Origin of the sequence: Agrobacterium sp. S7/73 (genome assembly GCF_019355535.1) — a bacterium.
Taxonomy (GTDB): Bacteria; Pseudomonadota; Alphaproteobacteria; order Rhizobiales; family Rhizobiaceae; genus Agrobacterium; species Agrobacterium tumefaciens.
Genome location: NZ_CP072136.1, coordinates 2,432,464 through 2,453,458 on the forward strand (window position 1 = coordinate 2,432,464; position 20,995 = coordinate 2,453,458).

A 20,995-nucleotide genomic window follows, 5' to 3' on the forward strand; every position below is an offset into this window, starting at 1 on the left:
TTTATTAACGACAGTTTAGGCTTTGTTAACCATTCGGGCCCTAAAACCTAGCCATCGAAACGATTGGTTAACCAAGACGAAAAAGAGGTTAACAGGCATCAAGCCGCGCGATCGTTACCGGCGGCAATCCGGAATGTCCCTTTTCATTTAAGCCAATCAAGGGGCAAATAATTATGACCAGCATTTTGACGAACGTCGCGGCAATGGCCGCCCTTCAGACCCTCCGCGCAATCGGCAGCGACATGGAAGAAACGCAGTCGCGTGTGTCCTCCGGCCTGCGCGTCAAAACCGCCTCCGACAACGCCGCCTACTGGTCTATCGCGACCACCATGCGTTCGGATAACGGTGCTCTTTCCGCTGTTCAGGACGCCCTCGGCCTCGGCGCTGCAAAGGTCGATACAGCCTATTCCGCCATGGAAACCACTGTCGATGTCGTCAAGGAAATCAGCAAGAAGCTGGTTGCCGCCCGCGAGGCCGGCGTCGACAAGGCAAAGATCCAGGAAGAAATCCGTCAGCTACAGGACCAGCTGAAAAGCATCGGCGAATCCGCATCCTTCTCCGGTGAAAACTGGCTGAAGGGCAAGATCAGCGACGCATCCGGCAACCTCACCCCGATAACGAAGCAGATCGTCGGCTCCTTCATCCGTGACGGCGCGGGCAATGTTGCAGTCAAGACGATCAACGTTCAGGTCGACAACAAGACTGCCCTTTTCGATACCTCGACCGGTGCGGCGAAAAACGGTATCCTCGATAGCGCCGCCTATTATTCCGATACAGGCTCCCTGCGCAATTTCGAGATCACCACGACCACACCCGCAGGTGTTGCCACAAACACGCCCTCTACCGCAAAGGTGTTCACGCAATCCCAGCTTCTGGGTTTCCCCTCGGGGACGACGACCACAGTTTCTGCTCCAGACGCAGTAACCGGCCTCGTAACCGTTGCTGCGGCGACAACCGCACGAAACAACGGCACCTACTTCAAGATCGGCGAAAACGCAGCGGGTGAAGCCCTCTACGTAAAAGCCAACAATACCGCGCCGACGCCTGCAGGCACCACTGTAACGACAATCGGAACCGGCGGTTCGTCCAATAACAATATTTACCTCGAAACCGCCGCCGCAGATTCCCAGATGGCACAGAAGCTCGGCTACTCGCTGATCGATCTCGACATCACCAAGGATCTCAGCGGTTTGCTGGACGCCAAGGGTCAGCCGCTGACGGACAATGACGGCCTCGACAACATGATCCAGTTCGTCAACACCAAGCTGGAATCGCTGATCAGCGCGAGCGCCGATCTCGGCTCCATCAAGATGCGCCTCGATCTGCAGGAAGATTTCGTCAACAAGCTCACAGACTCCATCGACAAGGGCGTCGGCCGCCTCGTTGATGCCGACATGAACGAAGAGTCTACCAAGCTGAAGGCTCTGCAGACACAGCAGCAGCTGGCAATCCAGTCGCTCTCCATCGCCAATACCAGCTCCGAGAATATCCTGTCGCTATTCCGCCAGTAAGCGGCGCCCGTTGGCTACGGGCGGTTTCGTCCCGCTCTGGCAGCAACAGAATATTCGGAAATGGAAACCGCGCTTCGCAAGAGGCGCGGTTTTCACATTTACCGAGACCGGTGCAGAATGCGCGAAAAAGCAAGCCGACATAGTGGACAAGACCCACCGGCACGTTGCGTAAACTTCTGATTTTATTAGGGAAAATGGTGCTGCTAGAGAGATTTGAACTCTCGGCCTCTCCCTTACCAAGGGAGTGCTCTACCCCTGAGCTATAGCAGCATCCGGTGCCGAAGCGTTTGCTTCAGCATCAAGCGTGGCGGCCTATTGCCATAGGTTTTTGACGAGCGCAAGTCGCAAAACGATATTCTTCAACAAGCGAGGCAAAAAAGCGTTCCCCCTGTTGAAAAACGTATTTTTCGGATATTGCTGAATTTATGAACGAACATCATGACAAACAGGCAAAGGCGGCGTTTTCCGTGAACGCTTCAGAAGACCCCGTTGCCCTTGCGGCAAGCGGAAACGCGCAGGCAGGTCCCGGCGAGAAGGCGCGGCAACGCGAAGCGGAGCGCAAGGCGCGGGCAGCGAAGAAGCTGCGTGAAAACCTGCAGAAGCGCAAACAGCAGGTTCGCGCGCGCCGGGCCGGCGATGCGGATGAGACGATTGGCCTGCCTGCCGCAAAAACGGACGAATCATCCTCATAGAGAATTCACCAGCATCATTTGAAACGCCGCGGAAACTCGTCTAAGGACGCGCATTTCCGCAAGGCATGATTAAGAAAGGCGGGCACAGGCCCGTAGGGACGCATGGATCGCATCAGAATTACGGGTGGCAATAAGCTCAACGGCATCATCCCCATCTCCGGCGCGAAAAACGCCGCCTTGCCGTTGATGATCGCTTCGCTTCTGACCAGCGATACGCTGACGCTCGAAAACGTGCCGCATCTGGCGGATGTCGAGCAGCTCATCCGTATTCTCGGCAATCATGGCGTCGATATTTCGGTCAATGGCCGTCGTGAAAGCCAGGGCGAAGCCTATTCCCGCACGGTCCACTTCACCTGCCGTACCATTGTCGACACCACCGCACCTTACGAGCTGGTTTCCAAGATGCGCGCCAGCTTCTGGGTCATCGGCCCGCTTCTGGCCCGTGAAGGCCGTGCGCGCGTTTCACTGCCCGGCGGCTGTGCCATTGGCACACGTCCGGTGGACCTGTTCATCGAGGGCCTGCAGGCGCTTGGCGCAACGATGGAGATCGATGGCGGCTATATCAACGCCAGCGCTCCAAAGGGCGGCCTTATCGGCGCTGTTTATACCTTCCCGAAAGTCTCCGTCGGCGCGACGCATGTGATGCTGATGGCCGCGAGCCTTGCAAGAGGCACCACCGTCATTCACAACGCCGCCCGCGAACCGGAAGTCGTCGATCTAGCGCACTGCCTGATTGCGATGGGCGCGAAGATCGAAGGCGCTGGCACCTCCACCATCACCATCGAGGGCGTCACATCGCTTTCCGGCGCACGCCACCGGGTGCTGCCTGACCGTATCGAGACAGGCACCTATGCCATGGCCGTTGCCATGGCTGGCGGTGATGTGGTGCTGGAAGGCACGCGTGCATCGCTGCTCGACAATGCGCTGGACACGCTGCGGCTTGCCGGAGTGTCGATCAGCGACACGGAGACCGGTCTGCGCGTCGTGCGCAACGGCAACGGCATTCAGCCGGTCGATATCGTCACCGAACCCTTCCCCGGCTTCCCTACCGACCTTCAGGCGCAGTTCATGGCGCTGATGACCCGGTCGCAGGGTGTATCCCACATTACCGAAACCATCTTCGAAAACCGCTTCATGCATGTGCAGGAACTGGCCCGTCTCGGCGCGAAGATTTCGCTCTCCGGGCAGATGGCCCGTATCGAAGGCGTTACCCGCCTGAAGGGTGCGCCTGTCATGGCAACCGATCTGCGCGCCTCGGTGTCGTTGGTCATTGCGGGCCTGGTGGCGGAAGGCGAGACCATGGTTTCGCGCGTCTACCACCTCGATCGCGGTTTCGAACGGCTTGAAGAAAAGCTCACCCGCTGCGGTGCGCTGGTCGAACGCGTCAGCGATTGATCCTTTCATCGCCGCTCATTCGTTTTCTCCCCGTTGCAGAGCGGGCCGCGACTGCCTATTTCCTGTACAAGGAATAGACATTGCGGGCGCGGCCCCGCGGAAAAGGAAGAAAACGATGAGCGGCCTGAAATTGCTCGCGCTGGATACTGAAGATCTCTCCGTCATTTCGACGCACATGCAGGACAGCGTCTTCAAACTGAAGGACGTTGCATTCGAGGCAAAGCAGGGCCAATTTACACTTTCCGCCAATCGTTTCGTCTGGGAAAGCGCGAATAAAAAGAACCTGCCGCCGGAGCGATGCCGCAGCGTGGTTTTCCTGAAGCGGGTCTCCGCCGTCCGCTCGCACGGCATCAATCGCGCTGATAAGGAACAGGTGCTTTCGCTCCTTGCAATCCGCTTCGTGCAGAACGGCGAAGGCCCTGATGGCGCCGTCGAACTGACGCTTTCGGGCGGTGGCGCGATCGCACTCGATGTCGAATGCATCGAGGCGCAGCTGACGGATGTGAGCGGCGCCTGGGAAACTGCCGCTAAACCGCATCATCCCGATAGCGAATAAGCTCTCCACGCCATTGCAACGGTTGCCTTTCGTCACTGTTTCGATTTATGCCACATACCAGAGCCGCATTTTTCTGCGGTGAGTTCGTGCACCTCGCGGGATCGCCGCGAGGAAAATGAGAGGGTAATGGCGTGGCAATCTGGCTGGAGCGGGCATCGGCTGATTTCGAACAGAAATTCGCTGCCTTCCTGACAACCAAGAGGGAAGTTTCGGAAGACGTCAACGCGACCGTTCGCGACATCATCGATGACGTCCGCAATCGCGGCGATGCGGCCCTTGCCCACTACTCCATTAAATTCGACGGCATCGATTTCTCGAAGGTCTCGATGCGGGTGACAGCGGAAGAGATCGATGCGGCCGTCGCAGCCGTTGACAGAAGTGTCATCGAAGCTCTCGAACTCGCAGCCCGGCGCATTGAAAAACACCATGCGCGGCAGATGCCGAAGGACGATATCTACGAAGATGAGATCGGTGTGGGCCTTGGTTCACGCTGGACGGCGATCGAAGCTGTCGGCCTTTATGTGCCCGGCGGCACTGCGAGCTATCCGAGCTCCGTCCTTATGAATGCTGTCCCGGCCAAGGTTGCCGGTGTCGAGCGTATCGTCATGGTCGTGCCGGCGAATGGCGGCGTGATAAACCCCGCCGTTCTTGCCGCCGCGCGCATCGCAGGTGTTGAGGAAATCTACCGCATTGGCGGCGCACAGGCCGTGGCTGCACTCGCCTACGGCACGGAAACAATCACGCCTGTCGCCAAGATTGTCGGCCCCGGCAATGCCTATGTGGCGGCCGCGAAACGGCATGTCTTCGGAACTGTCGGCATCGACATGATCGCCGGGCCCTCCGAAGTGCTTGTCATTGCCGACAAGGACAACGATCCGGATTGGCTGGCCGCCGATCTTCTGGCGCAAGCGGAGCATGACCGTGGCGCGCAGTCCATCCTCATCACCGACAATGCCGAACTCGGCAAGGCGGTGGAGGCGGCGGTGGAACGGCAGCTGAAACGGCTGTCGCGCGCCGAGACGGCAGCGGCGAGCTGGGCGGATTTCGGTGCGATCATTCTCGTCGAAAAGCTCACCGATGCCATTCCCTTGGCCAACCGCATTGCGGCCGAGCATCTGGAGCTTGCCGTTGACGATCCGGACGCGCTGATGGCGCATATCCGCAATGCCGGCGCGATCTTCGTCGGGCGCCATACGCCTGAGGTGATCGGCGATTATGTCGGCGGCTCCAACCACGTTTTGCCGACGGCGCGCTCAGCGCGCTTCTCTTCCGGTCTTTCAGTGCTGGATTTCGTCAAACGTACCTCGATCCTGCGTCTCGGGCCTGAGCAGCTGCGGCAGCTTGCGCCGGCGGCGATCACCCTTGCCCGTTCGGAGGGGCTGGACGCGCATGCGCGCTCCGTCTCCATTCGCCTAAACCCGGAAAGTTAAGAGATGGCTTCAGGCGATTTCCGGCTCTGCGATGTGGTTCTGGACGATAGCATCGGCCGGTCCACGCCGGACGTGGAGCATGAACGCGCCGTCGCCATTTTCGATCTGATAGAGGAAAACACGTTCGAACCATTCGGCCATGAGGGCGGCCCATACCGGCTGCATATATCGCTGGTCGATGCCAAGCTGGTTTTCTCGATCAAGACCGAAGACGAGAAGGATGTCTCGACCCATATCCTGTCGCTGACGCCGTTCCGCCGCATCATCAAGGATTATTTCCTGATCTGCGAAAGCTATTACGAGGCGATACGCTCCTCCACTCCAAGCCAGATCGAGGCGATCGACATGGGCAGGCGGGGCATTCACAATGACGGCTCGCAGACTTTGATGGACCGGCTTTCCGGCAAGATCAAAATCGATTTCGATACTGCGCGCCGTCTTTTCACCCTTGTCTGTGTGCTTTATTGGCGGGGTTAGAGATGAGAAATCCCGCCACGGCTCCAAATGGGGGACAGGCTCCCAAATCGGTCCTCTTCATGTGCGGCATGAACTCCATCCGTTCTCCCATGGCCGAGGTCATCGCCAAACGACTGGTGGCGCCCGGCATCTACATCCAGTCGGCCGGCGTGCGGGCGGGCGAGCGTGACCCCTTTGTGGATGCGGTGCTGGAAGAACAGGGATTTTCGCTCGGCAAACACAAACCGCGCACATTGGACGAGATCGAGGATGATTTTTTCGATCTGATCATTACATTGACACCCGAAGCTCATCACGCAGCGCTTGAACTGACACGCTCGAACTCGCTCGACGTTGTCTATTGGCCAACCATGGACCCAACCGTCATCACCGGCACGCGGGACCAGATTCTGGATGCCTATCGCGAGGTGCGGGACCATCTTGCCAGGCTGATTGCCGAACGCCTGCCAGGAAGGCCGCAGCCGGCAGCAGATACGCTTTCAAAAGACTGAGGTTGAGTGTCCGCTTCGATCGGACCAGACACTTCAAACGCCGCACAGGACAGGCATTTATTCGATCCGCACCTCTCACCTGGCGAAAATCGGTTCCGATTTTCGCCGTGATGCTTTAGAGGTTCACAAATGTGCCGGGATTGTGTAGTTTCCGCGCAATTTTCCCGGACACGACAGGTCCGGCACTATCAACAGGAAGAAAACCCTTACATGACAAAAGAAGAAGTCCTCGAATTCCCGGGCATCGTAACCGAATTGCTGCCGAACGCAACATTCCGCGTGAAGCTTGAGAACGAACACGAAATCATCGCCCACACGGCGGGCCGCATGCGCAAGAACCGTATCCGCGTTCTGGCGGGCGACAAGGTGCTGGTCGAAATGACGCCTTACGACCTGAGCAAGGGCCGCATCACCTATCGCTTCAAGTAATCCGTTTTCGGCATTCGGAAGCCCGGGCAGCGCAATGACCAACTCAAAACAAAAGCTCGTTCTGGCATCCGGTTCGCCGCGGCGTCTGGAACTGTTGCATCAGATCGGCATCGAGCCGGCACGTCTGATGCCGATGGATATAGACGAAACGCCCGTAAAGCTTGAGCATCCGCGCACGCTGTGCCGTCGCCTGTCGCTACAGAAGGCCGAGGCTGCGCATGCGGCGCTGAAGAGCGAGCAGACGTGGAAAGACGCCTATGTTCTCGGCTCCGACACCGTGGTGGCCGTGGGTCGCCGCATTGTCGGCAAGGCGGAATATACCGAAGAGGCTTCCGCAGCGCTGCATCTTCTCTCGGGGCGCAGCCATTGGGTCTATACCGGCATCTGCCTTGTGACGCCCGGCGGCAAAATCCGTCAGAAGGTTGTGGAAACCAAGGTGCGTTTCAAACGCCTTACCACGCGCGAGATCGACGCCTATATCGCCTCCGGGCAATGGCGCGGCAAAGCCGGGGCCTATGGTATCCAGGGCATTGCCGGCTCATTCGTGCAGAAACTGACCGGCTCCTACACCAATGTCGTCGGCCTGCCGCTGTATGAGACCATGTCGCTTCTTTCCGGTGAAGGATTCGAGGTGACGTCGGGCTGGCTCGAAGGATAGACCATGACAAAATCATCTCCTGAAGGTGCGGGAAATGTTACGCCGCTTCGGAAAACGAAGCCATGTCCGGAGTGCGGGCGGCCCTCGACACGGGAAGACTATCCGTTCTGTTCGGATCGCTGCCGCTCGCTCGATCTCGCCCGCTGGCTGAACGGTTCCTACGCCATTCCTGTCGCCGACGACGAAAGCAGCGCGGACGAGCAGGACTCGTTCAAAAATTCCTCCGAATAACGTTGCGCCGCCGGAAAATCCGGCGGTGGAATACAGAATATTTTTAATGACCTTCAGCTCGCAGTATATTCACCGGGTTACCGACAGCCCGAAAGCCATATCAAAAACCGGTTGACGCCCCTCCCCCGGCAGCCATTAGGGTTCCCCGATGGACGCAAGCCTGCAAAAAAGAGTAAGGCCTGGCGCGCTGCTGTTTGCGGTGCTGGCAGTTTGTCTTGCCATATTGGCAACGGTGCTGCTTGCCAATGACAAGAAACATCTCAAAAGCCTGCTGAGCTATCTCAACCTTGCGCCTGCCACACGCTCCGCCGAGCAGCCAGCCCGGATGAAGCCCGTCAAGCGGCAAAAGGTTACCGCCCAAAAGCTCAATCTACCGCCGCATCTGCTGAAATTCGAGCAAGGCGGCGACAGGGCATCCTTTGCCCGCGACTTCGTTCTGTCCGGCAAGGACCTCTGCGACCGCTTTACCGCGGCGGGCTTTTCCAACCCGCAAGGCTGGCACGCAAGCCCGGTGAAGATCCGCAATTTCGAATGCATGGCCGATCTTGTGGTCGGGGACACGGCGAACGCGTCGGAACGGGCATCGCTTTTTCTCGACATCAGAGGCGAGGCGTCCGACGAGGTTCGCTCTATCAGGATGAAAGTGGTTGCGCCGCAGACACCTGATGGTGCCGTTATTCTGACGAAGCTTGAGGACGCGTTGGCGATGATCATCGAGCAGACGCGCTGGGCCGACCTTGCCAGCATGCTTGAGCCGGCACGCAGGCTGCAACCCTATCAGGCAGAGCATTTCGGTATTTCCGTCTCCCTAAAGCCGGAGCCGTCTGCGCCGCATCGGCTGAACCTGATTTTGCTGGCAACGGAACAATTGCCGGGACTGAAGCTCACGCGCAGCTTTTTCGACAGCGAGAAATGGCTTCCCGCTGCCACTCTTTCGGATCGACCGGTCCTCTATTTTTCCGTCAGGTAGAACCGCATCCCGAAAACCAACGGCTACTCAGCCTATCGCTGCCAGTTTATGTTGCCCAGGCAGAATCCTGTCGCTTCGCTGGGCTTGACGTTTAGCCTCCCACTGAAGGGCCGTGCGAACGATGGTTGTGAGATCATTGAAACGCGGCGACCATCCGAGTTCCGACTGGATGCGGCTCGAATCCGCAACCATCGCGGCAATGTCGCCGGCGCGGCGGGGACAATGGATAACCGGGAAATCGTTTCCAGATTCCCGCTGCACGGCGTGCAGCACGTCCAGTACCGAATAGCCGACGCCATAACCGCAATTGAGCGTTCGTGTGCCGCCACCAGCACGCAGATGCGCCATGGCGAGCATATGCGCGTCGATCAGATCGCTGACATGGATATAGTCGCGAACGCCGGTGCCGTCAGCGGTCGGATAATCGGTTCCGTAAACCTCAACCTTGTCGCGCCGGCCGGTTGCCGCTTCGCACGCTACCTTGATGAGGTTCGCCACACCCGTGGGGGACGGCCCGGCACGGCCCTTCGGGTCGGCGCCGGCAACATTGAAATAACGCAGCGCCACATAGTTGAAATCATGCGCCTGCACGACATCGCGCAACATGATTTCTGAGGCGAGTTTCGACAGGCCATAGGGATTTTCCGGGCTGAGAACTGCCGTTTCCGGCACCGGGCCATCAAAGGGTTGGTTCCCATAGACCGCGGCAGTTGAAGAGAAGATGAAATTGCGGATACCATGACCGACTGCCGCCGCAACAAGGGCGCGGGTCGTGCCGGTATTGTTTTCGTAATATTCCAGCGGCTGGCTGATCGATTCAGGGACGCTGACGGATCCAGCGAAGTGGAAAATGGTCTCGATCTGGTTGTGTTCGAAAATCTGGCCGAGCAAGTCGCGATCGGCGACGTCGCCGAGATAGAAACGCGCCGCTGGCGCGACCGCCCAACGTGATCCGGTCGAAAGACGGTCGACAACAACGACGTCTTCACCGGCGTCGAGCAAAGCCCACACCATGTGGCTTCCTATATAACCGGCCCCACCGGTGACCAGAACAGCCATGACATTACTTCCCTGTTTGCTTTTGTTGCGTCCATCAAAGCCAATAATTCTTCATCATTGATTACTTGCACAGCAAATACCCCACCTATCCCTCGCCCCTATGAAAAGGTGGCTTACGATTGGTTAGCGCAATGAAGTGTGTTTTATTTATTAGATGAAAATGTTCTCATAAATGGAACACAAGGCGCATAGCACAGAAAAGCCCGCACGTCGATTGGTACGCCGTGAGGTTGTAGTTTTAGCGGCTCGCCATGATTCTTTTGGTAGAAAATCTGCCTGCCGCGGCCAAATTCGGCGCGGCAGGGCGGGCTATCGCAGGATTGCGGTTATCTGCCGAGAATATAGGACGCAAGCCGATCGGCTGCGTCTTCGATCTGCTTTGGGTTGCGCAGGAAGCAGGCACGGAGAAACAGCTCTCCGCCTTGGCCGAAGGCGGTGCCCGGCGCGAGGCCGACGCCGGTCTTGTCAACGATATCCAGAGCCGTGGCGCGGCTGTCGGTCACGCCGTCCACCTTGAGGAAGGCATAAAGAGCGCCATCCGGCTTCAATGTTTCCACGCGGTTCGTCGCGATCAGCGCATCGCAGAGAATGTCGCGGGATGTCAGAGCGCGTTCGTAGTTCTCGCGGACGAAACCGTCGCCATGGTCGAGAGCCGCGACTGCGCCGCGCTGCATGAACTGCGCCACGCCGGAGGTGGAATATTGAATAAGGTTCTCGATCACTTGGCCGATGACCGGCGGCGCCACAAGCCAGCCAACACGCCAGCCCGTCATGGACCAGTTCTTCGAAAAAGAATTGGCGAAGACGATTTTGTCATCCGGTTCCATCACGTCGAGGAACGACGGCGCACGGGTGCCGGTATAGTGATAAAGTGCGTAAATCTCATCCGCCACGATCCAGAGGTCGTGCTTGCGGGCGAGTGCCAGAACATCGCGAAGATTGTCTCGCGTTGCGGTCCAGCCGGTCGGGTTGGACGGCGTGTTGATAAAGAGCGCCTTCGTCTTACCGGTGATCGCACTTTCCAGCTTGCCGATATCGAGATCCCAGCGACCATCGTGGAAATCGATGCCGGCTGCGACCGCCTTTGCGCCCGCCACGCCGATGGCGGCAACAATATTGGGCCAGGTGGGCGTGAGATAGATCATCTCGTCGCCCGGCGAGGTCAGCGCCTGCACGGCAAGCGCAATCGCTTGCATGCCGGAACCTGTTACGTAAAAATGATCTGCGGATAGAGAGGCTGAAAAGTGACGCTCGTAGTAGCTGCTGAGCGCCTGGCGCAATTCGGGAATGCCGCGTTGCCAGGTATAGAAGGTCTCGCCATTGTTGAGCCCGTCGATGGCCGCCTTGTTGATGAAGTCCGGGCTTGGCAGATCGCCTTCGCCGACCCAAAGCGGCAGAAGATTGTCCCGTCCCCGGGCATAATTCACGACCTCGACAATGCCGCTCTCGGGAGCCGCCAGAGAGCGCGCACTCAGACTGTTCAAAATGGACATTAAAGACACTCCGTTTGGTGTCTTCTTATCGCATCGAACGGGCGATATGCATGATATTCCGTGCAACAGTCATGGATTTTCTTTATGGATGGATGCCCGGCGAAAGGGAGCTGACCCATGGTCAGCAATATCGCGCCGGGACAATCTAAGCTTCAACGCGTCTTCAGCAGATCGCGGATTTCGGTGAGAAGCTTGACGTCTTCCGGCGGCGGAGCCGGTTCCGACTTTTCCTCGATCTTGTTCCGGTCGACAGAAGCGCGAAGCTTGTTGACCCCTTTGACCATCAGGAAAATGATCCAGGCGAGGATGAGGAAGTTGATGAGGACCGTGAGAAAGTTACCATAAGCGAAGACAGCGCCCTGATCGCGCGCGGCGGCAAGCGAGCTGGCGGTGACGCTGGAACTGAGTGGCAGGAAGTAGTTCGAAAAATCGAACCCGCCGAAAATCGCACCGACGATCGGCATTATAAGGTCGTTGACGACGGAATCGACGATCTTGCTGAACGCCGCCCCGATAATAACACCCACGGCCAGATCCATGACATTGCCACGGGCAATGAAGGTTTTAAATTCGTTAAGCATCAGATGGTCCCTCTCCTGCTTCGCGAGCTGAAGCTATGTGACTGTCCCTACGGGTTCAACCATATAGATTCCCTGTCCCATTTGGAATTCGTCAAGATTGCATTTATTAGGCTTTTTGCACGGTAGTCTTGAACTTTATGATCAGACCGCGCTCATTCTCAACGGCCCGGAATTCGCCTATGCTCGTTTTCAGGGATTGTTGCATGGGGAGGATGCGTGCTTCCTGGGTGGATCATATTCGGTTCGGCCTTCGCTTATGTCCTGCTGCTGTTTGCGGTTGCAAGTTATGGGGACAGGAACAGCCGGAAAAGAAACGCTCCCAAAAAGGGGCGGCCGTTCGTCTATGCGCTTAGCCTGGCGATCTATTGCACCTCCTGGACCTATTTCGGCGGCGTCGGGCTTGCGGCGGACAAGGGGCTGGAATTCCTCGGCATCTATACCGGGCCGATCCTTGCCTTCACCATCGGCATGCCGATCATTCGCCGGATCGTGGAGCTTGCCAAAACCGAAAAGCTGACGTCGGTTGCCGATTTCATTGCCGCCCGCTACGGCAAGAACTCCACCGTGGCGATGATTGTCGCCATCATCGCGCTTGTCGGCGCCATTCCCTATATCGCGCTGCAATTGAAGGCCGTTTCCAGTTCGGTGGCGACGATGGTCGATCCCGGCGATTACGGCATTGGCAGCGGCAACCTCTATTTCCTCGATCTGCCGCTGCTCGTCACCATCGTCATGGCGGGCTTCGCCGTCATGTTCGGCACCCGGCATACCGACGCCACCGAACATCAGGACGGGCTTATTCTGGCGATTTCGATGGAATCGCTCGTCAAGCTCGTGGCCATGTGCACCGTCGGCTTTTACGTTCTGTTCGTCCTCTTCGACGGCCCCTCGCATTTGTGGGAACTTGCGTCGGGCAATGAACGGGCTATGCGGGCCATATCCTATCACACGCCCATCAGCCGCTGGATCGTGATGACCCTGCTTTCCGGTTTCGCGATCATCCTGTTGCCGCGCCAGTTCCATGTCACCGTGGTTGAAAATCGTACGCCGGAAGAGCTGCGCATGGCGGGGTTCCTGCTGCCGCTTTATCTGATTGCGATCAACATCTTCGTGCTGCCGATAGCGCTTGCCGGAATTTTGACGCTCGGCGCCAATGGCAACGCCGATCTTTACGTCCTGCAATTACCGCTCGCGCATCAGATGCCGGTCGTTTCGCTGATTACCTTCATTGGCGGATTTTCAGCGGCGACCGCCATGGTGATCGTTGCCTCGGTCGCGCTGTCGATCATGATTTCCAACGACATCGTCATGCCGATCTTTTTGCGGCAGAAGCTCTTGAACCGCTCGCCGCACCGGGACAACTTTGCCAAAACGCTTCTCAACATCCGCAGAACAGCGATCTTTGCGGTGATGCTTCTGGGCTACGGCTATTATCGTGCGGCCGATAGTGCCACCGGGCTTGCCTCCATCGGCCTCCTGGCATTTGCCGCCATCGCCCAGATGGCACCTGCCCTTTTCGGCGGGTTGTTCTGGCGGCGCGCCAATGCGCGCGGTGCGATTGCCGGTTTGAGTTCAGGCTTTTTTGTCTGGGCCTACCTGCTGTTTCTGCCAAGCTTCGGCGGGCCTGATAACTCAGAGGTCGCGGCCACCGTTCTCGGCTTCCTGTTTTCCGGCAGTACGGTCTTCAACGGTCCCGAGGCCGATCCTTTTGTGAACGCGGTCATCCTCAGCCTGCTCGTCAACAGCATGGCTTTCGTGCTTGGCTCGCTTTCACGCAACCCACGACCGGTGGAGCGCATCCAGTCCGGCATCTTCGTGAAGCGCCATTCGAAATCACAATTCGCCACGCGCGGCTGGAAAACCCGCGTCAGCGTCGGCGATCTCAAAAGCGCGATTGCCCGTTATCTCGGTGAAGAGCGCATGCTGCGCTCACTGGCGACCTATGAAAAGACGGCGGGCAGGAAGCTCAATGACGACCAGCCCGCCGACATGGCGCTGATCCATTTCTCCGAACAATTGTTGGGCAGCGCCATCGGCTCCTCCTCAGCCCGTCTCGTGCTTTCGATCATTCTCCAGAAGGCGGAGGACACCAGCGCCGACACGGCCTGGCTGCTGGATCAGGCAAGCGAAGCGCTGCAATATAATCAGGACATGCTGCAAACGGCGCTGGCGCAGATGGACCAGGGCATCGCCGTTTTCGACAGCTCGCTGTACTTTGTCACCACTTACTGCAATCTCTGGGAATATCCGGGAATATGTGGGAACTGGCGAGAAAGCCTTATAAATCAGGGGCTTTCGTAGGACTTGAAGATCACCATTCAAAACCGAGTTTGACAGACCTGCGCCGTGATCTGCGAACCGCCGTGGCAAAAATCGCGAAAACTCGAACGGCCCTCAACAACCCTTCAAGAATAGCTATAGCGGCCTTTTAAGAGCCTTCAAAGCCCGGAAAACCGGCCTTTCGAAAATCTCGGCGGACTAAGCTGCCGCACTCAAACAGACATCAAAGAGCGCCCACTTTCCAATTCTAAGATGGAAGAAGCTGCCATGTTCGTCTGAAAAGACAAATAACCTTGCAAAATCAACGCCGAAGCGAAAAAAGCCGCCCTCCAGAAGATGGAAGGCGGCTTTTTGCATTACCTGACCAGGCCAAATCGGGCGGGGCGTTCCGTTAAGCTCGCTCTCCAGTCACCATTGAAGCCGAAGGATGGTGCAATAACCGGCTCCGAAAACCAGAAATCCGTAAATGCCGCGATATCAGGTTCACAAAACCAGTGAGCCTCGCCAGTGGCATCGATCGCCCACCAGCGGGCGTTTTTCGGGGCAATCTTCCAGTCAACATCCACCATCTCAATTCTCCGCTCCGCGAATGGAACAACAACGAACTTATCAGTTGGCGCCATACCCTTTTACCTCACTTTTGGCGTTACCAATGTTCCTATTTTGTTCTCATTGAGAAATGAGTCAATGCCACCATTGAGAGAATCTCAAATTATGCTCGACGAAGAAGAGAGAGCACTTGGCCGATCACGGAAAGATCATCTGCAATGTCCTCGCTGATGACTTCGGCGGGATAGCCGTTCTGCTCGTTGTCGGATCGCAGTTCAAGCGAACCGTCCATGCGCCAGTTTGCCCGCTTTACCTTGATACCAGGGCCGACCCGGAAAACAAAAACCTCATCATCGACGATGTCAGTTTTGCTCTGATCGACGATCATAAATGCGCCGTCCGGAATGGTGGGCAACATGCTTTCGCCCTTCGCCTCAAGCATAATGCAGCTTTCGGGTTTCGCGCCGATGCTTTGGAGAAAAGCTCGGCTGAACGCCACCTCATTGTGGGGGCTGTCATCCTTTGGGATCAAGCCTGAGCCAGCGGCGGCTTGAACATCGTAGCGCGGAATTTTCACCATATCCACGCCTTCAGTTATCGTCGCAGATTCGGAAAACATGTCACCTTGCCCGGTGACAATCCATAGGACACTGGCTCCGAAATTCTGTCGGTAGGCATCAAGGATCGATGCGGTAGGTTCTGTTTCCCCGCGCTCATATGAAGCCAGCGTATTTTTACTGACGCCGAGTTGCTCGGCGAACAAATCTCTTTCGGGATCGCCGAGCCTACGCCGCAAGTCTCGCAGACGCTCCGCGAGCGGCGTTTTCGGTTTCGCTTCAGGTCTAGCCAATAATTTCCCAGTTAAACCAATAATCCAGTTTACAAAACCGAATTTCTGGTTTAATCCTTTCTGTGTTCGCAGAATTAATAACCCCAAAAAAGGAGGCCGGTCAGGGCCTCCCTTCTGGAAGGAATCCTTTATGCACCGTGTCTCTGACGACGGCAAGGTTACCCTTGCCGAACGCAGGCGGCTGGAAGAAATTGCCCGGATTAAGGGCATGCTCATCATTGCCAAAATTACGCTTGCCGAGATCGACAAGAAATATGGCCTGCCGACCGGCACGGCCGGTAACGCCGTATACGAGCCTCATGTGGCTGGCGAACGCGCTATTGCAGCGGCCCTTGATACCCGGCCCCACCTTCTATGGTTCTCCCGCTACCTGGCCGATGGTCGCAGGCTTAGCCCGCAGCCCTCGGAAAACTACCGGAACGGCCGTCGCGCCGTCGAGGCGGATCAGGCCGCAGCATGAAGCGTGGAACGGTTCGGGATTGCTGCTCTAGCCTGCCGCACATCGTGTGCAAGGCGCTCAATCGCCCCGGCTGTCAGACCCAATCTCTCGACCGCTCCACACCCCGACCATCGCCGATCAGCAGACACCCCACAATGACAAAACCGCATGCCAATTTCGACAGCCCGATTTTCATTCCGGCCCGCTCTCGCGTGTGCCGGTGGGCCGAAACCCTGCTGATTTTTAGTCCTGCGTTCGCAGGCGTTTCGGCCGTCCTTTTCACCATCATCAAACACTATGGAGCAGCTCAATGACCGCAGTCCGCAACTACGTCGCCGTGCCTTTCTTTGACCGTGTCCCGCCACGCATTATGGACTTGGTCATCACCACTTTCGACAACATCGTCGAGCGCGGGCAGTCAGTTCGTGAAGCCTATTATTTCTTCGGCAACGCCGTGAAAAAGCGCAATCTCGAAGGGCCAACGTTTGACGACTTCGCCCACTGGCACGAACGCGTCAAAAACGGTCTGATCGAGCGACCTCATCCGTCCGAGGTTCAGCCGGTAGCTGTCACCCGAAAGCAGTTGCTGACGGCTGTCTCTAACATCAGTGACGAGGCGGCGAACCAACTGCGCGTCAGTTCTGCTGAACGCCCGACGATCACAAAGATTGTGCAGCGCTCGGGACAGGACATGGCTTGTGAAGTGGCTCGATCTCCGGAGCGGACTTTGCGCCTAGAACAGGCTCGGGCTGTCGTTAAGGCTGCGCACGACCTGTTCGAAACAAAGCGTAAAGCGGGCTACAGCCCCGATTCAATCATCGTCGAAGATACGATCGTTGCAGAAGCGTTGCGCGATCTGCTTGAGGCCGAAGCGGAACACATGGTGACGGATGTCTTTGTCGATATGACGCCCGGAAACATGCTCGTCGATTTCCTTCTGTCCGAACAGAATGAGGATATCGACGCCAAGCTGATCGATTGCCTGACGATCGATATGCAGCCGGAGCTTTGCCACATCCTTTCTCGCCCCGGCACCCTCAAATCACGCTGATTTTCCGAACCGTCGCTCTGTTACCCCCTGGGAGCGACGCCAGATGCCGGGGCGGCCAAAATCCCGGTCCCCACCGCCCCGGCATCGATCTGCCGCAATGCCGTCGCCGCGCGACGAACCCGAGGTTTTCGATGGTCAATCCGTATTCCGATGAAGAGCGCCTGCAGGCGATGGTGGCGTCCAGCTACCGCGCCACTCGCTCTCACTTCAATCACCTTCCCCTTCGTCACATCATCAATCCCCCTGCCGAAATGTTTGACGCGAAGCTTGCTCGTCAGCTAGCGATCTATGTGCTTCATGTCGATTTCAATGTGCCGCGCCGGCGCCTGGTCGTGTTGCTCGGCGTGGCCCGCTGGACTGTGATGCAGGCTGTCCGCATCGTCGAGGCGAGACGCTTCGAGCCGGTATTTGACAAGGCTTACGAACGGATTGCCGCGCGGGCAAAAGACAACTTTATGACCATGCTGCACGAAGCAGCCGGACAGGACGCGGCATATGGCTGAGTTCATTCGCGTTGCCGTATCCAGCATCCATATCGGTGAGCGCCTTCGCCCGATCGACATGGATTATGCCGAGGCCATTGCCGCCTCGATGTCTGAACACGGGCAGATCAGCCCGATCATGATCCGCAAGACGCCTGCCAAAAAAGGAACTCCTTACACGCTGGTGGCAGGCGGCTACCGAACCACCGCCGCGACGTTGCTCGGCTGGACGGAGATCGACGCCATTGTCGTCAAGGCTGACGCCGTTGAAGCGCAGCTGCTCGAAATCTCCGAGAACCTATATCGCAACGAGTTGAACCCGCTCGATCGCGCCATCTTTGTCATGAAGTACCGCGAGTTGTGGGAAGAAAAGCACGGCAAGATCACACGAGGCGGCGACCAGAAATCAAAACCGCAAAATGCGGGTTTGGTTTTCAGCGCCGGCCGCGAGCTGTCCAAACTGGTGCAGGAACGCCTCGGCATTAGCCAAGACAAGTACGAACGCGCAGTCAGCATTGGAACGAAGCTTGATCCAGTGCTGAAGCAGGCGGTGCGCGGCACCACGGCTGAAAACGATCAGTCGCAGCTTTTGACCTTGGCCAAGCTTCCTCGGGAAGACCAGATCGCTATAGCCGGCGCGTTGAAGCACACCCGGGATGTGAAAAAGGTACTGGCCTTCACCAAGCCCCCGGCTCTGGTCGCCACGCCACCCGCCCCTTCTCAATCCATCATCCTCACGAAACTGATCGCCGCCTGGGACGAGGCGAGCGAGGAAACCCGCGACAGCTTCCTTGAGCACATCGGCATGTCGAACACGCCGGATGCCCTCATGGCTGCGATCCGCGAGGAGGCAGCATGAGCACGAAACGCGATCCCAACCAGATGGACTTTTTCAAAGAGACAGTTTTCCCGGTGCGCTCTGCATCGGAACGTCTCGATATCGACCGCTTCCGTTCGACCCTGAAACGCGAAATGGCGCGTGCCATCCGGGAATGCCAGTACGACCGCGACACGATCGCCGCGCGCATGGCTTACTATCTCGGCCTGGACAAGGTCTCGAAGTCCGCTCTCGACAGCTACACCGCCGAAAGCAAAACGGCCCACGACATCAGCATGCCGCGCTTCAAGGCGTTTGTCCGCGCGACCAACGCTTTCTGGCTTTGGGATGTCGTTGTTTCCGATGACGGCCTGTTGCTGCTCGAAGGCGACGAAGCCCGCCTCGCGGAAATGTCACGTATTCGCCAGGAGCAAAAGAAGCTCGCCCAGGAACTGAAAGTTCTTCAGGCGACGCCAGTGCACATTCGTCGGGTGCGCAAATGAAGAAAGAATGGTTCACATCCGCCGAGCTGTCTGACGCGGCCCTCCCCGGCCTGCCGCAGTCCCGAAAAGGCATCGATCTTTTTATCGACCGCTCTGGTGTGCGGTCCACCGCGAAGGCCCGCCCAAAGGCCGGTCAGGGCGGCGGGTTTGAGTACCATTATTCCTTCCTGCCTCCGGTGGCGCAGGCGAAGCTTGCTTTTCTCAATGCGGAGCCGACCGATCCGCGCCCGACAAAGCTTTCAAAGATGCTTTGGGACCGGTTTGAGGCCCTTTCGGATGCCCATAAAGCCATCTGCAAAACCCGCTTCGATGTGCTCACCGAAGTCGCAGAGCTTCGCGCGGCCGGGTTGCAGGTTGTAAAGGCAATAGAGTTTTGCGCCAGAAAAGCATCGGTATCTCCCCGCACCGTCTATAATTGGATGGAAAGCGTTGAGGGGCATTCCCGACAGGATTGGCTTGCCGCACTCGCCCCTTCGTTTTGCGGAAGCGCAAGCGGTGAAGTCGCCGATGTCACCCCCTGCCACCCGGAAGCATGGAAAATCCTGAAATCCGACTTCCTGCGGCCGGAACGTCCATCCTTTAGCGCCTGCTACCGTCGCATGATGATGGTCGCCCGTGACCAGAACCTGTCGCCGATCCCTTCGGAGCGTTCCTTGCGCCGCCGCCTCGACGCGGAAGTGCCGAAGGCCGCCCAGATCATCGCCCGCGAAGGCAAGGACAAGGCGAAACAGCTTTTCCCGGCACAAAAGCGCACCGTGGCCCACCTGCATGCCATGGAGATCGTCAACACCGACGGTCACCAGCTCGATCTGTTTGTTCGGGTTCCGTGGTCTCAAACGCCGGTGCGCATCATACTCATCGGTATTCAGGACATCTATTCCCGCAAGGTGCTTTCGTGGACGCTGGCCGAGGCTGAGACTTGGGAGGCTGTCCGCACCTGCATCGGTTCGATGATCGAGAACCATGACGGCATGCTGCCCTATCACATCTATATGGACAACGGCCGCGCGTTTGCGGGCAAGATGATTTCGGGCGGGGCAAAGACCCGCCACCGCTTCAAGGTCAATGAGGACGATGTTGCCGGCCTCCTGAAAACCCTCGACATCGAGCCGCATTTCGTCAAGCCGCGCTCCGGTCAGTCGAAGCCGATCGAACGCGCCTGGCGCGATCTAGCCGAGGAAATCTCCAAGCATCCGTCGATGTCCGGTTGCTACACCGGCAACAAGCCAGAGGCGAAGCCAGAAAACTACGGCAACAGCGCCATTCCGCTAGAAACGCTCCAGCGCCATGTCGCACATTGCGTTGACGAGCATAATCACAGGCTGAACCGCACCACGGAAACCGCCAACGGTCGCAGCTTCGCGCAGACGTTCGACGCGTCGATCGCGGAGCCGTCCACCATCGTTCGTTATGCCAGCATGGCACAGCGTTCGCTTTGGATGCTCTCGGCCGTTGCCATCACGGCGCGCAAGCCGGACGGCGCGATCCACATGCACGGTAATCGCTACTGGAATGCGGTGCTTAACGAGTGGATCGGCAAGAAGCTGACGGTTCGGTTTGATCCGGCTGACCTGCATAAGCCGGTCAAGGTCTACGATCCGGAAGGCCGTTTCCTTTGTGACGCCGATTGCCTTGTCAAGACTGGCTTTGCCGATACGGGTGCCGCCCGTCGTCAGGAGAAGGCGCGCAAGACCCACGTCAAGAACCTTCAGGCCGTGGCAAAGAGCAATGCGGCGCTCTCACCGATGCAGCTTGGCGAGATCATGGAGAAAGGCCGGAAGGCCGAGGCCGCGAAGCGTCCGCAGACGCCGGTTCGTTCCGTCGTCACGCGCCTCGTCACCGGCAACCTCGCACATGCGCCGGTCGAGACGGTCAGCGCCGATCAATTCGAAGACAGTTTTGCGCGTGGCCTCGCCAGAGTGGCAGGCGGGGAAAGCGCGATCATCCAATTCCCCACCGGGAATACCGAGGCAGGCGGCAAGCCTGCCCGCAAAAGAAGAGCCGAAAAGTACTGAGTACGGTTCCAGTCCAACAGGGCGAAAAAAAATGAG

23 protein-coding genes, 1 tRNA gene and 1 pseudogene are annotated in these 20,995 nt (G+C 57.8%); 18 read left to right on the forward strand and 7 right to left on the reverse strand.

The window, feature by feature from the left end; translation table 11 throughout:
- Window positions 1–173 precede the first annotated feature (173 nt).
- A complete protein-coding gene (locus tag J5276_RS12045; RefSeq protein ID WP_112154764.1) occupies window positions 174–1,511 on the forward strand; it encodes a flagellin in 1,338 nt (445 codons plus the stop codon).
- A 195-nt stretch (window positions 1,512–1,706) separates the two neighbouring features.
- On the opposite strand, the gene J5276_RS12050 is transcribed toward J5276_RS12045, so the two are convergent.
- A tRNA-Thr gene (locus J5276_RS12050) sits at window positions 1,707–1,781 on the reverse strand.
- A 197-nt stretch (window positions 1,782–1,978) separates the two neighbouring features.
- On the opposite strand from J5276_RS12050, the gene J5276_RS12055 reads away from it, so the two are divergent.
- The 10 genes from J5276_RS12055 (at window position 1,979) to J5276_RS12100 (ending at window position 8,840) form a co-directional block, all read left to right on the forward strand.
- Entirely contained in the window at window positions 1,979–2,203 is a 225-nt protein-coding gene (locus J5276_RS12055; RefSeq protein WP_370647617.1) for a hypothetical protein, read from the forward strand.
- Between the two features lie 102 nt (window positions 2,204–2,305).
- Window positions 2,306–3,598, forward strand: a complete 1,293-nt coding sequence (gene murA, locus J5276_RS12060) for a UDP-N-acetylglucosamine 1-carboxyvinyltransferase (RefSeq protein WP_013635466.1) — start codon at window positions 2,306–2,308, stop codon at window positions 3,596–3,598.
- 115 nt (window positions 3,599–3,713) lie between these two features.
- Window positions 3,714–4,154, forward strand: a complete 441-nt coding sequence (locus tag J5276_RS12065) for a DUF2948 family protein (protein ID WP_080799414.1) — start codon at window positions 3,714–3,716, stop codon at window positions 4,152–4,154.
- Window positions 4,155–4,285: 131 nt separating this feature from the next.
- Window positions 4,286–5,584 carry a histidinol dehydrogenase gene (hisD, locus tag J5276_RS12070; RefSeq protein ID WP_003515053.1) on the forward strand — a complete coding sequence of 433 codons (1,299 nt, stop codon included), beginning with the start codon at window positions 4,286–4,288 and terminating at the stop codon, window positions 5,582–5,584.
- A 3-nt stretch (window positions 5,585–5,587) separates the two neighbouring features.
- The gene (locus J5276_RS12075) at window positions 5,588–6,061 is read left to right on the forward strand and encodes a UPF0262 family protein (RefSeq protein ID WP_003515052.1); all 474 of its coding nucleotides are present in this window, start codon (window positions 5,588–5,590) and stop codon (window positions 6,059–6,061) included.
- Window positions 6,062–6,063: 2 nt separating this feature from the next.
- Entirely contained in the window at window positions 6,064–6,552 is a 489-nt protein-coding gene (locus J5276_RS12080) for a low molecular weight phosphatase family protein (RefSeq protein ID WP_112154765.1), read from the forward strand.
- Window positions 6,553–6,762: 210 nt separating this feature from the next.
- Window positions 6,763–6,981, forward strand: coding sequence for a translation initiation factor IF-1 (infA, locus tag J5276_RS12085; protein WP_003493814.1), 219 nt, complete (start codon window positions 6,763–6,765; stop codon window positions 6,979–6,981).
- A 34-nt stretch (window positions 6,982–7,015) separates the two neighbouring features.
- Window positions 7,016–7,639, forward strand: coding sequence for a Maf-like protein (locus tag J5276_RS12090; RefSeq protein WP_003515050.1), 624 nt, complete (start codon window positions 7,016–7,018; stop codon window positions 7,637–7,639).
- Between the two features lie 3 nt (window positions 7,640–7,642).
- Entirely contained in the window at window positions 7,643–7,870 is a 228-nt protein-coding gene (yacG, locus tag J5276_RS12095; protein WP_013635461.1) for a DNA gyrase inhibitor YacG, read from the forward strand.
- A 148-nt stretch (window positions 7,871–8,018) separates the two neighbouring features.
- A complete protein-coding gene (locus J5276_RS12100) occupies window positions 8,019–8,840 on the forward strand; it encodes a DUF6030 family protein (RefSeq protein ID WP_019564315.1) in 822 nt (273 codons plus the stop codon).
- 27 nt (window positions 8,841–8,867) lie between these two features.
- Here the strand turns inward: J5276_RS12100 and galE are convergent, their stop codons facing one another.
- The 3 genes from galE to mscL all read right to left on the reverse strand — a co-directional run bounded on the left by galE (window position 8,868) and on the right by mscL (window position 11,973).
- Window positions 8,868–9,899 carry a UDP-glucose 4-epimerase GalE gene (gene galE / locus J5276_RS12105; protein ID WP_112154766.1) on the reverse strand — a complete coding sequence of 344 codons (1,032 nt, stop codon included), beginning with the start codon at window positions 9,897–9,899 and terminating at the stop codon, window positions 8,868–8,870.
- Window positions 9,900–10,225: 326 nt separating this feature from the next.
- The gene (locus J5276_RS12110) at window positions 10,226–11,392 is read right to left on the reverse strand and encodes a pyridoxal phosphate-dependent aminotransferase (protein WP_019564317.1); all 1,167 of its coding nucleotides are present in this window, start codon (window positions 11,390–11,392) and stop codon (window positions 10,226–10,228) included.
- Window positions 11,393–11,544: 152 nt separating this feature from the next.
- The gene (gene mscL, locus J5276_RS12115; RefSeq protein WP_112154767.1) at window positions 11,545–11,973 is read right to left on the reverse strand and encodes a large conductance mechanosensitive channel protein MscL; all 429 of its coding nucleotides are present in this window, start codon (window positions 11,971–11,973) and stop codon (window positions 11,545–11,547) included.
- Between the two features lie 216 nt (window positions 11,974–12,189).
- Between mscL and J5276_RS12120 the strand changes: the two are divergent.
- Window positions 12,190–14,181, forward strand: a pseudogene (locus J5276_RS12120) (sodium:solute symporter family protein); the annotation flags it as partial.
- A gap of 270 nt (window positions 14,182–14,451) precedes the next feature.
- Here J5276_RS12120 and J5276_RS12125 read toward each other — a convergent pair.
- The 3 genes from J5276_RS12125 to J5276_RS12135 all read right to left on the reverse strand — a co-directional run bounded on the left by J5276_RS12125 (window position 14,452) and on the right by J5276_RS12135 (window position 15,652).
- Window positions 14,452–14,610, reverse strand: a complete 159-nt coding sequence (locus tag J5276_RS12125; RefSeq protein ID WP_219256632.1) for a hypothetical protein — start codon at window positions 14,608–14,610, stop codon at window positions 14,452–14,454.
- The gene (locus J5276_RS12130; RefSeq protein WP_145166631.1) at window positions 14,610–14,822 is read right to left on the reverse strand and encodes a hypothetical protein; all 213 of its coding nucleotides are present in this window, start codon (window positions 14,820–14,822) and stop codon (window positions 14,610–14,612) included. Before J5276_RS12130 ends, J5276_RS12125 begins: the two co-directional genes overlap by 1 nt.
- A gap of 143 nt (window positions 14,823–14,965) precedes the next feature.
- The gene (locus J5276_RS12135) at window positions 14,966–15,652 is read right to left on the reverse strand and encodes a LexA family transcriptional regulator (protein WP_255609095.1); all 687 of its coding nucleotides are present in this window, start codon (window positions 15,650–15,652) and stop codon (window positions 14,966–14,968) included.
- A 130-nt stretch (window positions 15,653–15,782) separates the two neighbouring features.
- On the opposite strand from J5276_RS12135, the gene J5276_RS12140 reads away from it, so the two are divergent.
- From J5276_RS12140 to J5276_RS12165, 6 genes are all read left to right on the forward strand, one after another.
- Window positions 15,783–16,112, forward strand: a complete 330-nt coding sequence (locus tag J5276_RS12140; protein ID WP_219256636.1) for a helix-turn-helix domain-containing protein — start codon at window positions 15,783–15,785, stop codon at window positions 16,110–16,112.
- Between the two features lie 289 nt (window positions 16,113–16,401).
- Window positions 16,402–17,142 carry a hypothetical protein gene (locus J5276_RS12145; RefSeq protein WP_219256638.1) on the forward strand — a complete coding sequence of 247 codons (741 nt, stop codon included), beginning with the start codon at window positions 16,402–16,404 and terminating at the stop codon, window positions 17,140–17,142.
- Window positions 17,143–17,273: 131 nt separating this feature from the next.
- Complete coding sequence (locus J5276_RS12150) at window positions 17,274–17,645, forward strand: hypothetical protein (protein WP_112191594.1); 372 nt, start codon at window positions 17,274–17,276, stop codon at window positions 17,643–17,645.
- On the forward strand, window positions 17,638–18,483 hold the full coding sequence (locus J5276_RS12155; protein WP_219256640.1) for a ParB/RepB/Spo0J family partition protein: 846 nt from the start codon (window positions 17,638–17,640) through the stop codon (window positions 18,481–18,483). The genes J5276_RS12150 and J5276_RS12155 overlap by 8 nt, the downstream gene beginning before the upstream one ends.
- On the forward strand, window positions 18,480–18,944 hold the full coding sequence (locus tag J5276_RS12160; RefSeq protein WP_035222383.1) for a hypothetical protein: 465 nt from the start codon (window positions 18,480–18,482) through the stop codon (window positions 18,942–18,944). Before J5276_RS12155 ends, J5276_RS12160 begins: the two co-directional genes overlap by 4 nt.
- Window positions 18,941–20,959, forward strand: coding sequence for a transposase domain-containing protein (locus J5276_RS12165; protein WP_219256642.1), 2,019 nt, complete (start codon window positions 18,941–18,943; stop codon window positions 20,957–20,959). The genes J5276_RS12160 and J5276_RS12165 overlap by 4 nt, the downstream gene beginning before the upstream one ends.
- Window positions 20,960–20,995: the final 36 nt, after the last annotated feature.

What these genes read in the sequence shown, in the direction of transcription:
- J5276_RS12045 (WP_112154764.1), top strand. Translation starts at nt 174, where the DNA reads ATGACCAGCATTTTGACGAACGTCGCGGCAATGGCCGCCCTTCAGACC.
- murA (WP_013635466.1), top strand. Translation starts at nt 2,306, where the DNA reads ATGGATCGCATCAGAATTACGGGTGGCAATAAGCTCAACGGCATCATC.
- J5276_RS12065 (WP_080799414.1), top strand. Translation starts at nt 3,714, where the DNA reads ATGAGCGGCCTGAAATTGCTCGCGCTGGATACTGAAGATCTCTCCGTC.
- J5276_RS12075 (WP_003515052.1), top strand. Translation starts at nt 5,588, where the DNA reads ATGGCTTCAGGCGATTTCCGGCTCTGCGATGTGGTTCTGGACGATAGC.
- J5276_RS12080 (WP_112154765.1), top strand. Translation starts at nt 6,064, where the DNA reads ATGAGAAATCCCGCCACGGCTCCAAATGGGGGACAGGCTCCCAAATCG.
- infA (WP_003493814.1), top strand. Translation starts at nt 6,763, where the DNA reads ATGACAAAAGAAGAAGTCCTCGAATTCCCGGGCATCGTAACCGAATTG.
- J5276_RS12090 (WP_003515050.1), top strand. Translation starts at nt 7,016, where the DNA reads ATGACCAACTCAAAACAAAAGCTCGTTCTGGCATCCGGTTCGCCGCGG.
- yacG (WP_013635461.1), top strand. Translation starts at nt 7,643, where the DNA reads ATGACAAAATCATCTCCTGAAGGTGCGGGAAATGTTACGCCGCTTCGG.
- J5276_RS12100 (WP_019564315.1), top strand. Translation starts at nt 8,019, where the DNA reads ATGGACGCAAGCCTGCAAAAAAGAGTAAGGCCTGGCGCGCTGCTGTTT.
- galE (WP_112154766.1), bottom strand. Translation starts at nt 9,899, where the DNA reads ATGGCTGTTCTGGTCACCGGTGGGGCCGGTTATATAGGAAGCCACATG.
- J5276_RS12110 (WP_019564317.1), bottom strand. Translation starts at nt 11,392, where the DNA reads ATGTCCATTTTGAACAGTCTGAGTGCGCGCTCTCTGGCGGCTCCCGAG.
- mscL (WP_112154767.1), bottom strand. Translation starts at nt 11,973, where the DNA reads ATGCTTAACGAATTTAAAACCTTCATTGCCCGTGGCAATGTCATGGAT.
- J5276_RS12125 (WP_219256632.1), bottom strand. Translation starts at nt 14,610, where the DNA reads ATGCAAAAAGCCGCCTTCCATCTTCTGGAGGGCGGCTTTTTTCGCTTC.
- J5276_RS12130 (WP_145166631.1), bottom strand. Translation starts at nt 14,822, where the DNA reads ATGGTGGATGTTGACTGGAAGATTGCCCCGAAAAACGCCCGCTGGTGG.
- J5276_RS12140 (WP_219256636.1), top strand. Translation starts at nt 15,783, where the DNA reads ATGCACCGTGTCTCTGACGACGGCAAGGTTACCCTTGCCGAACGCAGG.
- J5276_RS12145 (WP_219256638.1), top strand. Translation starts at nt 16,402, where the DNA reads ATGACCGCAGTCCGCAACTACGTCGCCGTGCCTTTCTTTGACCGTGTC.
- J5276_RS12150 (WP_112191594.1), top strand. Translation starts at nt 17,274, where the DNA reads ATGGTCAATCCGTATTCCGATGAAGAGCGCCTGCAGGCGATGGTGGCG.
- J5276_RS12155 (WP_219256640.1), top strand. Translation starts at nt 17,638, where the DNA reads ATGGCTGAGTTCATTCGCGTTGCCGTATCCAGCATCCATATCGGTGAG.
- J5276_RS12160 (WP_035222383.1), top strand. Translation starts at nt 18,480, where the DNA reads ATGAGCACGAAACGCGATCCCAACCAGATGGACTTTTTCAAAGAGACA.
- J5276_RS12165 (WP_219256642.1), top strand. Translation starts at nt 18,941, where the DNA reads ATGAAGAAAGAATGGTTCACATCCGCCGAGCTGTCTGACGCGGCCCTC.